General features: G+C 43.7%; 14 protein-coding genes. 7 read left to right on the forward strand and 7 right to left on the reverse strand.

The window, feature by feature from the left end:
- Positions 1–116: 116 nt before the first annotated feature.
- On the reverse strand, positions 117–1,070 hold the full coding sequence (locus tag RMO55_RS01370; RefSeq protein WP_310422347.1) for a M48 family metallopeptidase: 954 nt from the start codon (positions 1,068–1,070) through the stop codon (positions 117–119).
- Positions 1,071–1,344: 274 nt separating this feature from the next.
- Between RMO55_RS01370 and RMO55_RS01375 the strand changes: the two genes are divergently transcribed.
- On the forward strand, positions 1,345–1,815 hold the full coding sequence (locus RMO55_RS01375) for a tetratricopeptide repeat protein (RefSeq protein WP_310422350.1): 471 nt from the start codon (positions 1,345–1,347) through the stop codon (positions 1,813–1,815).
- A 71-nt stretch (positions 1,816–1,886) separates the two neighbouring features.
- Here RMO55_RS01375 and RMO55_RS01380 read toward each other — a convergent pair whose 3' ends face one another.
- A complete protein-coding gene (locus RMO55_RS01380; RefSeq protein ID WP_310422353.1) occupies positions 1,887–2,729 on the reverse strand; it encodes a tetratricopeptide repeat protein in 843 nt (280 codons plus the stop codon).
- A 304-nt stretch (positions 2,730–3,033) separates the two neighbouring features.
- Between RMO55_RS01380 and RMO55_RS01385 the strand changes: the two genes are divergently transcribed.
- Entirely contained in the window at positions 3,034–4,932 is a 1,899-nt protein-coding gene (locus RMO55_RS01385; RefSeq protein WP_310422357.1) for a chloride channel protein, read from the forward strand.
- A gap of 14 nt (positions 4,933–4,946) precedes the next feature.
- Here the strand turns inward: RMO55_RS01385 and RMO55_RS01390 are convergent, their stop codons facing one another.
- From RMO55_RS01390 to RMO55_RS01400, 3 genes are all read right to left on the reverse strand, one after another.
- Complete coding sequence (locus RMO55_RS01390) at positions 4,947–5,390, reverse strand: hypothetical protein (protein ID WP_310422360.1); 444 nt, start codon at positions 5,388–5,390, stop codon at positions 4,947–4,949.
- Between the two features lie 44 nt (positions 5,391–5,434).
- Positions 5,435–6,016: a pseudouridine synthase gene (locus tag RMO55_RS01395; protein ID WP_310422362.1), complete on the reverse strand. Its 582-nt coding sequence runs from the start codon at positions 6,014–6,016 to the stop codon at positions 5,435–5,437.
- A 195-nt stretch (positions 6,017–6,211) separates the two neighbouring features.
- Positions 6,212–7,276, reverse strand: coding sequence for a hypothetical protein (locus RMO55_RS01400; protein ID WP_310422365.1), 1,065 nt, complete (start codon positions 7,274–7,276; stop codon positions 6,212–6,214).
- Positions 7,277–7,385: 109 nt separating this feature from the next.
- Here RMO55_RS01400 and RMO55_RS01405 point away from each other — a divergent pair, with 109 nt between their 5' ends.
- The gene (locus tag RMO55_RS01405) at positions 7,386–7,655 is read left to right on the forward strand and encodes a MoaD/ThiS family protein (protein WP_310422368.1); all 270 of its coding nucleotides are present in this window, start codon (positions 7,386–7,388) and stop codon (positions 7,653–7,655) included.
- A 109-nt stretch (positions 7,656–7,764) separates the two neighbouring features.
- Here the strand turns inward: RMO55_RS01405 and RMO55_RS01410 are convergent, their stop codons facing one another.
- Positions 7,765–8,178 carry a hypothetical protein gene (locus RMO55_RS01410; protein WP_310422371.1) on the reverse strand — a complete coding sequence of 138 codons (414 nt, stop codon included), beginning with the start codon at positions 8,176–8,178 and terminating at the stop codon, positions 7,765–7,767.
- 15 nt (positions 8,179–8,193) lie between these two features.
- Here RMO55_RS01410 and RMO55_RS01415 point away from each other — a divergent pair, with 15 nt between their 5' ends.
- The 3 genes from RMO55_RS01415 to RMO55_RS01425 all read left to right on the forward strand — a co-directional run bounded on the left by RMO55_RS01415 (position 8,194) and on the right by RMO55_RS01425 (position 11,096).
- A complete protein-coding gene (locus RMO55_RS01415) occupies positions 8,194–8,820 on the forward strand; it encodes a hypothetical protein (RefSeq protein ID WP_310422373.1) in 627 nt (208 codons plus the stop codon).
- Positions 8,821–8,925: 105 nt separating this feature from the next.
- Entirely contained in the window at positions 8,926–9,693 is a 768-nt protein-coding gene (locus RMO55_RS01420) for a pentapeptide repeat-containing protein (RefSeq protein WP_310422376.1), read from the forward strand.
- 50 nt (positions 9,694–9,743) lie between these two features.
- The gene (locus RMO55_RS01425) at positions 9,744–11,096 is read left to right on the forward strand and encodes a DUF58 domain-containing protein (protein ID WP_310422379.1); all 1,353 of its coding nucleotides are present in this window, start codon (positions 9,744–9,746) and stop codon (positions 11,094–11,096) included.
- 341 nt (positions 11,097–11,437) lie between these two features.
- Here RMO55_RS01425 and RMO55_RS01430 read toward each other — a convergent pair whose 3' ends face one another.
- Positions 11,438–12,247: a HEAT repeat domain-containing protein gene (locus RMO55_RS01430; RefSeq protein ID WP_310422381.1), complete on the reverse strand. Its 810-nt coding sequence runs from the start codon at positions 12,245–12,247 to the stop codon at positions 11,438–11,440.
- 510 nt (positions 12,248–12,757) lie between these two features.
- Here RMO55_RS01430 and RMO55_RS01435 point away from each other — a divergent pair.
- Positions 12,758–12,919, forward strand: a complete 162-nt coding sequence (locus tag RMO55_RS01435) for a hypothetical protein (RefSeq protein WP_310422384.1) — start codon at positions 12,758–12,760, stop codon at positions 12,917–12,919.
- Positions 12,920–12,967 lie beyond the last annotated feature (48 nt).

Genomic DNA, 12,967 nt, shown 5'->3' on the forward strand with positions numbered 1-12,967 from the left:
GCCGCAATACATAAAAATGAGTAGCATCAGCGACCGAAGCGTGAGAAAAAGGGCACAGAACAATATTGACAGGAACAGTGAACACCATCAATGGTATTCAATTACAACCAACTTCTCTAACGATCCTGGGATTTGCGTCGTTCGATTTCCTGTTGGAGTTTGTCAATCTCTCGCTGTAGGCGTTTGGATTCGCTTGTGGTATGATCTGTATTCGTGGTTTCGACGGTGACTCGTTGATAGTTGCCCTGGCGAATATCTTGATACTCGATCGAGTTTGTCCATTCTTGGAGATAATGAATTCGTTCGACAGGAAAAGGATGACTGAGCATCCCATTCACACCTATATACATTAAAGCTTTATAGATTTGATTTAGACCATCTTCATCTAAATTTCGATAACTTTCCGATTGCTTGATAAATTCTTCGAGACTACATTCATTCAAAAACTTGTCGCTTCCGCCTGCAATTTTCATCATGGTTGTCATCACCGTGCGGGGATTTTCCATGACTAGAAGTGCAGCTCGATCTGCTGATAATTCGGCTTTACGTCGCCATTCATAGAATGCAACTATCAATCCATTGCTAATCATATTACCCAGTCCAAAGGTCATTTTCCCAATGACAGAAGCCGCATCCATCACCCACATTGCCATTTGAATTAAGATAGTATGTCCGCATTTTAGATGTCCTAGTTCATGAGCTAAAACAGTTTTAATTTCATCTTCATTCAGAAGATTCAGTAAACCAGTATTAACGACAATATATGGATACTCTTGTCCCATCGCATAACTATTTACTTGGGGATTTTGGCTGATAAATAATGACGGTTCGGGATAGATATCTAGATCGCGAACGCATTCCCGAAACATGCCATAGATTGTTGCATATTGCCGAGGGCCTGCTTGAATACTATTACCCATTAGGTATACTAGTTGGGGACGCTCGTAAATAAACTCGACAAATTTACTCGCCACTAGATTAAAACCTGGAACGCTCCGAAGAGCCTGTTCTGCTTGAAGATCGAGTGGATGTTTGAAGGCTTCGCTGGAAATACCTGGGTAAGTAGCCATATGAATTATAAATTGTTTAGTGCAGGATATTGTATAGCGATGCTTCTCTCTATTATACTAAGGTGCATTGATCGGCGACAATCTCGATCGTTCAAGATAAATTGAAAGTGTTTGGGTGATAAATTATAAAGTACGATCGATAAAGTTCTAGGTAAATTGAACTTAACTCCTGTCAATATTCTAGCTATTGTGGTAAATTAAAATTTATTTTGTCTAAAAATTCTCAAAATAGAAAATGTCTACTTTTCAGGCTAAATAGTTACTAATAAATGTTATGAATCAAAATTTAATTGATAAATTACTTTTGGATTTAAAAAGTAACGATCTAAATATTAGGGAACGTGCGACTAGTCAAATTTGGCGAATCTGGTTCTGGCAAAAGGGCAAGATTGCGCTTGAACAGATTGAGGAGAGCGAAAGATTGAGAGATGAAGGTAATGTCGCAGGTGCCACTTTAATTTTAGACGATCTAGTTGATGCTTTGCCAGATTTTGCGGAAGCCTGGAATAGGCGGGCAATTCTACTATTTGTGACTAAAAACTACGATCGAGCAATTGCTGATTGTGAGATGGTACTCAACCTCAATCCAGTCCATTTTGGTGCTCTTCATGGCTTAGGGTTGTGTCATGCGGCATTGGGTAATTATTCAGCCGCAATTCGCGCTTTTCGCTCTGCTCTCGATATCCAGCCACACGCGATCGAAAATCAACGCCTGATCCTCGAATGCACTGCTAGACTGAGTTAGGACAGATCGAATTTAGTTAAATATTGCGATTAAGATATGCGCGATTCAGTTCATACTATTATCAAGTGCAATTATTTTTCGGCAGATTTACCCCGAATATTATATTCTTGTTCTTGTTCTTGTTTTTGAATCGCTTTTTGATAACTATCTAGATCTCCCTGTTCATAGAACAAATTAGCCGCCCGATCGAAATCAGCAATTGCCCCTTCTCGATCTTTCAACACAGTTTTGTTGAGAGCACGATTGTAATAAGCTTTGGCATAATTGCAATCGATCTCGATTGCCAGATCGTAGTCGGAGATCGCCCCAACATTATCGCCCATTTCACATTTGATATGACCTCGATTATAAATAGATTTGATATGTTCGGGTGCGATTTCAATTGCCCGACTATAGTCAGCAACAGCCGCAGCATTATCGCCTAAATAATTTTTAGTATTGCCTCTTTGATAATATGCTTGAGCATAATTGGGATTGAGTTCGATCGCTCGATCGAAATCGATCGTTGCCTCTTGTTTTTTATCTGACCCTAGCTTAGCTAAACCCCGACGGTAGTAAGCTTTTGCATAATTGGGTACGTGTTTAATCGCCCAACTATAATCAGCGATCGCTGATGCAATTTTACCAGTTGCCATTCTCACTCGACCCCGATTGTAGTAAGCCTTAGCATAATTATTATCGAGATTAATAGCCCGATTATAGTCAGCCATTGCTCCTGCAAAATCCCCTAATTGTCCTTTTGCCAAGCCGCGATTATTATAAACTTTAGGATAGTCGGGATTCAGCTCGATCGCTCGATTGTATTCAGCAATTGCACCTTCTAGATCGCCTACCGAATGTTTTTTTAGCCCTTGACGGTTGTAATTTTCAACTTGTTCGGGATCGAGATCGAGCGAAATATTATGGTCTATCATTATTGCTTATGTCCTCCCTAGAACATACAACTTCATACACTCTAATTATTGTAAACATTGGAACGATCTCGATCGACAGATAACAAATATTATCATTTTGCTGACGATCGACAGTATTTGGATTCCGATCGTTTTGTGCCTCTTCATAGTGTTTTAGGGGGTGAATCAGCTCTTCTGTCCCCCCTCCTTTCGCCTAATTTCCACAATTAACCACCAATCGATCCAAATAAATATTACAATTTAATTAACAAAATTTAATCACCCTCTCATAGTTCTGGCGTTATCCATGACCGTAATTCCGCCAATGTCAGTGTCCCCAATGGCACCGTTGCTCTCACGCCTGACTAGTAAACTCAATCGCATCGATCCCTCTCCTGGTCTAGTAGTCATGCTGTTGTCTGTCTTGATTGGCGGCGCAGCAGGATTGGGAGTAGTTTTATTTCACTATCTGATCGACTTCTTTAACAGTTCCTCTCATAATCTGATTGTCGATGACATCAAGGGGTTACTCCATATTCAGGGGACTTGGCTATTTGCACTAGTACCAGTGCTTGGTGGTGCCATTATTGGCATCATGCGCTGGTACTGGCGAGATTTTGGACCGAATATGAATTCGATGATTGCGGCGACCCAAGCGGGTCAAAAAATTACGCCGTGGCGGGGATTGGTGAAGATGGTGGCAGCAGCGGTATCCCTGGGCACTGGTGCGTCATTGGGACCTGAGGGGCCGAGTGTGGAAATTGGGGCAAATTTGGGGATGTTTTTGGGACAGGCGTTACATGCGTCTCAGGAACGTCAACGGTTATTACTAGGTGCGGGTGCGGCGGCGGGGATTGCGGCCGGATTTAATGCGCCGATCGCGGGGGTATTTTTCGCGTTAGAGTTGGTATTGGGCACTACTTTCGCGACTTCTGCGGTGAGTGTGGTGGTATTGGCTGCGGTCGTTGCATCGCTGGTTGCCCAGATTGGTTTGGGTGCTAAACCTGCATTTGCGTTACCTGTATATGAAGTAAAAAGTTTATTAGAGTTACCACTATATTTATTATTAGGTGGATTAGCGAGTGTCGTATCCTTTGCCTACACTCAAACTGTAGATTTTTCGCGGGAAGCTTTCCAGGGTAAGGTGAGTTCCTTAGCTTGGTTGGGCAAAGTCCCCCGTTGTTTGACTCCCGTCCTTGGTGGCGCGATTGTTGGGATTGTGGCTTTGAAATTTCCTCAAGTAACCGGAATTGGCTACGAAACGATTGAGGCGATGTTGCAGGATGTCCAATTTTCGGTGTTCCTGCTCATCTCGATTTTGATCGTCAAAATGCTGATGACGGCGGTAAGTTTAGGGAGTGGTTTAGTTGGTGGTCTATTTGCACCTTCAATGTTTTTAGGCGCGACGATGGGGGCGATTTATGGTAAATCTTTGGTGTTATTATTTCCCGCTCTCAGCAGCCAAATTGCCGCCCCACCAGCCTATGCAATGGTCGGAATGGCTGCGGTACTCGCAAGTAGTGCGAGAGCACCATTGACGGCAATTCTATTGATGTTTGAGCTGACACGCGACTACCGAATTGTCCTACCAGTTATGGCATGTGTCGGTTTGAGTATTTGGGCGATCGAACGGATGAACCCTAAATCAAAATCACCCGATAAGTTAGATAAATTAGCTCTGAGCGTTCAACCAGACCGAGATCTAGCTATTTTACGAAATCTACACGTCCGTGATGCGATGGATACAAATTATCTCCGGTTGTCCAATAATTTAGATATTCTCGCGGCTGGGTTAAAATTGACCCAAAATAATTGTCACAGTGCGTTGGTGATTGACGATCGTGAGGAGTTATTAGGTATCATCACCTTGCACGATCTGAGTCGGGCAATTTCCCAAGCCGAAGCAGCTCTTCAAACCCGTCGATTATTTACTAACACGGTAGGTAGTATTTGCAGCAAAAACCTTTTTTATGCCGATATTAACGAACCGATTACCGAAGCACTCGATCGCATGAATGCCAGAGGTTTGCATCAATTACCAGTTATTGATAGTACGCATCCAGATCGAGTCGTCGGAATTCTCCAACAGGAGCGGATCGCCCTGGCATGTAGTATCGCAGCTACTCGTCAAGCTTTGAGCAAGTATGAGATCGTACCATCGATATCAACTCCAACTCTCGATACCAGACTCGAACCTGCTTTTGATGTAAATCAATCTCGTTAAATGCAGATCGATTGCTAAGGATCTAACAATAAATACCAACGCCCGCCGTATAATTTAACATGTCCTTTACTTTGATATTCAATCGAAATCGAGTCATCAAATTTTGAACGGATGCCATTGCGATCGACATAAAAACCGCTGATTTTAGCACTCCATAAAATTGGTTTATATTTAGTGTATTTGATTTGGCGTTCTTGAATTTTACGACCGCCAAATTTGACAATTTTAGCCTTGATTTCTTCAGAAATCGGCACGTTTTCAGGTATCAATCGCAACATCAAATTTTTATCTCGATTTTCTAACGCCAGTAGATATTGTTCTACAACGCGATCGGGGTTAGCCGCACCATTTTTATTAGCATTGCAGGCTGGGAGCCAAAATACAATTGATAAAATTGCAATAACGAGAATCGATCGAGGGTATATCGATCGTTTATTAAATAATTGTTTTGCTTGCATATCAAGTATTTCATCTCCATAGCAACAACTTGAATGTCGTGGAATTATCGAGAAAATTTTTGACCTTTTTTTAGCAATTTTACCTCAGCACTAGTCAAATCTCGCCACGATCCTAATGATAAACCTTCAAGTGATAGTGAACCGATTTCAACTCGAACCAATCTCAATGTTGGAAAACCCACTGCTGCTGTCATCCGGCGCACCTGACGGTTTTTACCTTCAGTTAAAGTTAGTTCTAACCAAGCGGTAGGAATATTTTGACGATCGCGAATCGGTGGATCTCGTGGTGGTATCTGGGGTTCGGCTGATAATAATTTGACCCGAGCAGGCTTCGTTTGATAATTTTGGATCTCCACTCCAGCAGCTAAACGCTCCACCGCCAGCTCGTCAGGGATCTTCTCTACTTGCACCCAATAGGTGCGTGGATGCCCATACTGGGGGTCGCTCAATCGATGTTGCAATTTTCCATCATCCGTCAGCAGCATTAAACCCTCGCTATCCCAATCCAATCTCCCGACGGGATACACATCAGGGACGGGAATATAGTCTTTAAGTGTCTGTCGCCCTTCCTCATCGGTAAACTGACTCAGAACACCGTAGGGTTTATAAAATAAGATGTAGCGCAAAATGAATTTAGTTAAAAATTGAAAGCGATACCTTCATTGTACTATTAGTATCGCGTCTTAGTAGTTTCCATGTGTTGAGGAATAAAGGGAGGATTTAATTTTTTTGCAATTAATCTCCCGTCCTTCCCACATTTCCAACACTTCCCACACCCCCTCCCTCATAAATTGATTCAACAACGCCTAATTATGATTGGGCTATAAAACAATAAAATTATTTTTAACTTCGATCTGAAGCTTGTGTTTAGATACTACTTCTCCCCACGTTTGATACTGTTCTGGTGGGCAATAATGATATCTAAAAGGATCGTATCTGCCCTCAATACCTGTCATTACTGCCATAAGATTAGTTGCAGCGGCTTTTACCCCATCATCTGTCGATCTAGCACCGATATAAAAATCATTACCAGGCCACGAAACATGATCCCAAGCTACAAAACTGAAAAGTTTGAGATCGGTAAAGTCATCACCAGTGCTCTCTTCAGCATAGTTTTGAGGCTGACATAACTGAGGTTTATTTGTATTCCCCTTCGTCAATGGTCTGACTATAAAATCTATCTCCCCAATCTCCATTCTCTCATTTTCACATTCACTATATGGATCGTAATAAACAACCTTAATATTTGTAAATTTGCTGCCATGAGTTTTTAAAAAAGAAATTAGGGTGTTTTTCAGTTCGGAGCCTAACTGTCCTCTAAATATACCTGCAAATTGTCCGCAACCAAGTCCAGGTAATGTAATTAATGCCATTTTCTCTTGCTGCTTGGCGAGATGGTTGGCATGAATGAATGCTGGTAATAATCTCCGTTCGTACAGTCGATAGTATCGATCCGTGCTAATTTCTCCATTATCTGTAACTTCTTCCCAGTCAACGGGGGTAATATTATTGCCATTTCGCAATAAGGCACCTGGAGTGAAAATCAGCGTCGCTGCAAATGGAATTTCATGCAGATCGGGATGGCGATGTTTGCCATTATCATAGACAGTGACTGGTGTAACAATACTCAGATCGCCTAAAATAGAAAGCTCATCTTGATTCCAATCAATCCCATTCCCACGCACCTCAGATTCTGCAAAAATCTGCGGGCGTTTAGTCTTCATTAATAGTTCGATAAATTCAATAACTGAAATTTGGTGAATATCTAAATGTTTTAGTCGATCGCCCAGATAGTTACCAGGATTACTACCAGTTTTAAGCTTCTCCATGTAAGCAGTTATTTTTTGATATGTCTCCTGACTTGCTAGGACTTGATAATTTTTCATTTGTTTGTACTCAATTCTTGAGTATCGACTATTTCGATCGTGATTAACGTTGGATGAAAAATATGCTAAATGCCCTGAAAATTATAGGTTCTGTCGCTCCCAACTCCAAATGACTTCTCCCAATCTTGAAGAAATTACCATCACCGTCAAGCTGTTTGCCATTTATCAGGAAGCCTTTGATATGACAGAAATAACTTACCAATTTCCACCCAATACAGCCGTGAAGGCTATCTTAGACCGATTGACACTCGATCGACCTCAATTAGCACAATGGCATAATGTGACGCGGTTTGGCATCAATCTGGAATTTGTCGATCCCGATACAATTATGCTCGATCGAGATGAAGTTGTCTTAATTCCGCCAGTTAGTGGGGGGTAGGGAGTTGGGGAGTTGGGGAATTGGGGAGTAATAAGAACGCAAGCGTCCTAATTATTTTCTCCCTACCCTCCCACCCTTTCCACCCTTTCGCCTTCACCGAAGCTCGAATTTAATCGATCGATACTCCCGACGGATGGATACTCCACGCTCGATCCATCGCTTGCCAGTGGTAGGATGCTAGTGGTTGGAGTTTACGGGTAAATCGAGTGACTGAAAATCCAACCTTGACGCTGCGATGAGCGATTTGCTCTAGAAACATTTTCCGAAAGATATATTCGATCGTCGAATCGCCTTTAAGCAGCATGAGTTCGGTAATGGTGATGAGTCGATCGATTTCCAGCGCGGTACCAAGACAGATGATATCGATCGCAAAATCAGCAAATTCAGCAATATCGAGGGCGATGGGACGATCGATTAATGGACTCCACGACTCTAGATGTAGATCCCACTGAGTCTGAAAAGCTGGAAACGCCTGGAGAATAATCTCCATACAATTGGTACGATCGATCTGAATATAGTCCATACACCACTAGTTTTGATGACCGAGCACTTAAATGAGGCGATCTCGCTACTCCAGTCAGCTACCCAAAGTTTAACCGAATTAGCGGCCATCCCCACAGATCGACAACCATTGAGAGAAACTGTCTCTACTACTGTAGAACAGATTCATCGCGCATTAGCCGAACTGTCTGCGGCAATTAATCCTCCTTCACTGGACAAAATTCCGCCGGAATTATTAACCAAAGCCGATCGATTGGGGATTCCTCTAGATGATATCGAAGTGCGTGTCGCAATTACTACCCATCATCTCAGTCAATTTGTCGGCATTCTCAATGAAATCGAACAGAGATTTGCAGAAATCCGCCGCGTGCGGGAATACTTACTAGTAAGGTTGCCAGATATCTCGATCGAACAACTCGGTTCTAGGCTCCCAGTCTATACTGCGGCTGATTTTGAATGGAAAGAACCCAGGCTCTCGCCCCCAGAGTTAGCCGCAATTCGATCGAAATATCAGATCGATCGATTATTACAGCAACCGCCCCGTCACTCTGCTGACTTATTCAAACAGATTGAATCTGCAGATCGAGCCTGGGAACAAGCTCAAGCCGACAAACAGTCAGAAGATCTAAATGATACTGATGACCTCAGTAATTTACCCTTTTGAATTGGGGTGTCGGAGTTAGAGGATAAGGAATATTAAGGACGCTTGCGCCCAATTTCCCGAATCCCGAATTCCGAATCCCTAACCCTTAACCCCTACTCCCTAATCATGAAACTTACAACCATTGCTACCACCATCTTGCTACTGACTAGTTTTACAGCTATCGCCAGAGCTGAAAATGCCACTCATCTGCGCCAATTACTATCGACAAAAGACTGTTCACAGTGCGATTTGACTAATGCGGGATTGGTGATGAACGATCTGTCTGGTGCTAAATTAAATCAGGCAAATCTAGTGGGTGCCAATCTCAGCCGTACCAACTTGATGGGTGCAGATTTACGCGGCGCAAATTTGACTGGTGCATCGCTCTTTGGTGCTAACTTGACGGGAGCGGATTTACGGGGGGCAAATTTAACTGGTACCGATTTGCGATCGGCTTATCTAAACAATGCTAATGTCCAGGGGCTAGATATTAGCAATGCTTATCTAGAAGGTGTGGTAGGACTGCCAAATGGAATAGCCACCGCTGAAGATTTTTATAAATGGGGCTATGCTGAGTGGCAGAAAAATGACTTCGCCAGTGCGATCGAAAACTACAATCGGGCAATTAATCTCAAGCCCAAATTCCCAGGTGCATATCTTGCCAGAGCGATGGCTAAATTCCGCAACCAAGACGATGGTGGAGCCGTGAAGGATGCTATGGTAGCAGAACGTTTATTCTTCTCCAACGCCGATCGACAAGGTACTCAAGTAGCTCAAGCACTAATTGCCAAAATCAAACTCGCCAGCGAACCAACGCCCGCAAGTGGTGCGGGAAATGGTAATGTTGTCGATCTACTTACAGGTTTGAGTACGATGTTGCTGAAGTTTTTCTAGGATGATGCGATTGGGGATAATGGATAGTGGCGCGTAATTCATCATTCCCCATGACTCAAATTTTCAACTTTATCCCTAGTGCTAAAACTTTATGGTTACTAGCAAGTGGGGGATTATTTAGTACGATAATTGCGGTATTAATACCAGCCCCACAGGGAATTGGCATCGCAGCACTACTGACATTTGCCTGGTATTTCGTCGTCCTGATGCTGGCAGGTATTGATGCTGGGCGGAGTAAAGCAGATCGAGTGGAGGTAAGTCGTGGCGAGTTGGGGAAACTCTCGATCGGGCGCGATAATCCAGTGACAATTACGATTCAAGCTGGGGAAAATCGCGGCAAATCTCGACAGTTGAGCTATCAGATTTGTGATGGTGTCCCTCAAGATTTGCCTGGAACACCTCAATTAATTGCTGGAATCTTGAATACAGGTAATAGTGAATCGACAACCTATACAGTCCATCCTTACCGCCGTGGCGAGTATGAATGGCAAGGAATTCAGGTTAGACAATTAGGCGCGTGGGGATTGGCGTGGCAGCAATGGCGAGTCGATACGGCTCAGACTGTCGCTGTCTATCCCGATTTAGTCGGGTTAAAATCCCTGTCAATTCGGCTGGCACTGCAATCTACTGGAGCCATGCGCCAAAATCGGAAGCGCGGAATTGGGACAGAATTTAGCGAACTACGAGAATATAATGTTGGCGACGATCCTAGATCGATCGATTGGAAAGCCACCGCTCGTCGCAATCGTCCGTTGATTCGGGTACTAGAGCCAGAGCAGGAACAGACAGTCATTATCTTACTCGATCGCGGCCGACTGATGACGGCAAATATTCAGGGCTATAAACGGTTTGATTTCGGCTTGAATGCGACTCTCTCTCTCGCACTAACGGCGATTCAACGGGGAGATCGAGTCGGTGTCGGCGTATTCGATCGATATCTGACTACCTGGATTCCACCCCAACAAGGACAAAACCACTTCTCTAGAATACTCGATCGGGCGAGTCGCATCCAACCCGAACTGCTTGAACCCGACTATCTCGGAGCTGTCACCAACATTATTAAACAACAAAGTCGGCGCGCCCTCGTCGTCATCATTACCGATATTGTCGATGATATCGCCTCCGCCGAACTCCTCACCGCTCTTGGGAGACTCACCCCCCGTTATCTCCCCTTCTGCGTCACCCTGCGTGATCCTCAAGTCGATCTCCGTGCGTGCGAATTAGCCACAGATATCCCAGGTGCATATAACCAAGCCGTTGCCCTAGATCTAATCCGCCAACGCGAACTCGCCTTCGCCAATCTCAAACGCAAAGGTGTATTAGTATTAGATGCGCCAGCTAATCAAATTAGCGATCGATTAGTCGATCGTTATATTCAAATCAAAGCTAGGAATCAACTATAGTAACCCACTTGAGATCTTTTTAGATTCTGGTGGAGGAGGGTGGGTTTTGCTTAATATCGACATTAGATTGCATAAATCCACCCCTACAGACCCATCAAAGAATAGATTACGCATTTTGCCAGCCAACCGTAGGGGCGGGTTTATGCTAATAATTATCGCCTAACACCATCATCTTCCTGCAGAACCCGCCCTCCTCCACTAGCGGTTTTTTTATTCGGAGGTTCCCTCGTCTTGGCGTTTTTTTATTCGGGGGTTCCCCCCGAATAAAAAAACGCCGAATAAAAAAACCGACAAGACAGAAGATCTCAAATGGGTTCTATAGTAGCCACGAGAAATCTCACTTACCTCGATCGAAAAATCGCCGCAGCTACTTCTCGAAACTTGTGAGGATCGCCTTCAGGATGAGGTTGATCTCGCCGTTTTCGAGCATAGAGTTTTTCTAACGTCGTTTGCCAATCGACGGAGATCTGGGGTTCTAGTATCGTTTCTTGACTCAAGATCTCGGTAATATATGTTTGGATCTCCTTCTGCGCCAACCAAATGCGGGCAATTACCGCTAAATTGTCGTCAGTTTCTACCAATCGATCGAAATGCACCAGAATTTGACGAGTCAAATCGGCACTGGAAATAGTACTGGCAATCGCTAATTCCTGCAATCCAGTAATCGCCGCATACCTCACTACCCACTCATTATCTTGAGATACTGGGAGTAATGCTTCGATAACTCTTGCTTGAGCGGGCGCGATCGATTCTACAGGTAAATCATCCCAATGAATTGTCCCCAATCCCCTGGCGGCTGCACGTCTGACGCTCAACGCAAAATCATTTGTCGCCGCATCTAATAACAAGTCTAATGCTCGCACGTCGCCAATGCCAGCCAGTGCCCTCAGTGCCCAAGCTCTCGCTCCATAATTATACCCATCCAATAACTCTAATAAAGGTTGGACAGCAATCTTACCCAGCGAGATCAGCCCTTCCACGGCAGCTACTGCTGCTCCAGGATTGTTGTATCCTAAAACAGTAATCAAATTGGGTATCGCAGCTTCTAGGCGTGCCTGGGACAACTTCTCGACAGCCTCTACCATCCGAGTAGATGAATCTGCCTCCGCAATCGCCCTAAGTAAGGTATCGAGTGAGTCAGGATCGGTCATTTGGATTTTGGATTTTGGATTTTGCGGATCGGAGTCTCCTCACTACGATTTAGATGATACTAAAGCCGTGGAATCTTTCCCAGACAGAAGTTAGCACGCGATCGTCTAGATTTTTATTGCTGTGATGATGAACTCTAACTCATTTTACAACTACTGACAGACAAAAAATACCCAAAGTCATTATCGGTCGCGTCACATAGCTTAACAAATTTGTGAAACCACTCATATTAAGATAAGAGACCAACTAGTTTCGACCCATTGGGGATAGATCTGGTGTCCTACAGCACTTTTCAGTAATATGCAGTCCGTTATTAGAGAGGAAAGGAGGAGCGGGGAGTAGGGAAAGATTGTACTTCACAATTCTGGAAAGTGCTGTATCACCGATCCAAATTTTAAACTATTAGTGAATTATTTTTATTTCTCCTCATTATTATCGAAAACGTTAGGATGCTCTCTAAGCCAAGCCGATCGATTGGATCGTCGGTAATGTAGTTACACCAATTTTGCGCTGTGAGCACAAAAAAAAATCGCTTAAATGTTTCACTCGATCCGATCGAGCGTGAGAAGCTAGAGAAACTCGCTGCTGACTCTGGACTTTCCCTATCTCGCACGATCGCTCAACTCATCCGTAAAGCCAAGAGTTTGCCTATTCCCAAAAACGATCCGAAATAATTAGTGGAGCGCGAACAGAAGTGTAGTTTTGTTCGCAATACAAAACTC

The sequence above is a fragment of the Chamaesiphon sp. VAR_48_metabat_135_sub genome (assembly GCF_031418915.1).
Classification (GTDB): domain Bacteria; phylum Cyanobacteriota; class Cyanobacteriia; order Cyanobacteriales; family Chamaesiphonaceae; genus Chamaesiphon.

Bases quoted from the DNA above. Each gene is read 5' to 3' on its own strand.
- RMO55_RS01370 (WP_310422347.1), bottom strand. From the start codon at position 1,070: ATGGCTACTTACCCAGGTATTTCCAGCGAAGCCTTCAAACATCCACTC.
- RMO55_RS01375 (WP_310422350.1), top strand. From the start codon at position 1,345: ATGAATCAAAATTTAATTGATAAATTACTTTTGGATTTAAAAAGTAAC.
- RMO55_RS01380 (WP_310422353.1), bottom strand. From the start codon at position 2,729: ATGATAGACCATAATATTTCGCTCGATCTCGATCCCGAACAAGTTGAA.
- RMO55_RS01385 (WP_310422357.1), top strand. From the start codon at position 3,034: ATGTCAGTGTCCCCAATGGCACCGTTGCTCTCACGCCTGACTAGTAAA.
- RMO55_RS01390 (WP_310422360.1), bottom strand. From the start codon at position 5,390: ATGCAAGCAAAACAATTATTTAATAAACGATCGATATACCCTCGATCG.
- RMO55_RS01400 (WP_310422365.1), bottom strand. From the start codon at position 7,276: ATGAAAAATTATCAAGTCCTAGCAAGTCAGGAGACATATCAAAAAATA.
- RMO55_RS01405 (WP_310422368.1), top strand. From the start codon at position 7,386: ATGACTTCTCCCAATCTTGAAGAAATTACCATCACCGTCAAGCTGTTT.
- RMO55_RS01410 (WP_310422371.1), bottom strand. From the start codon at position 8,178: ATGGACTATATTCAGATCGATCGTACCAATTGTATGGAGATTATTCTC.
- RMO55_RS01415 (WP_310422373.1), top strand. From the start codon at position 8,194: ATGACCGAGCACTTAAATGAGGCGATCTCGCTACTCCAGTCAGCTACC.
- RMO55_RS01420 (WP_310422376.1), top strand. From the start codon at position 8,926: ATGAAACTTACAACCATTGCTACCACCATCTTGCTACTGACTAGTTTT.
- RMO55_RS01425 (WP_310422379.1), top strand. From the start codon at position 9,744: ATGACTCAAATTTTCAACTTTATCCCTAGTGCTAAAACTTTATGGTTA.
- RMO55_RS01430 (WP_310422381.1), bottom strand. From the start codon at position 12,247: ATGACCGATCCTGACTCACTCGATACCTTACTTAGGGCGATTGCGGAG.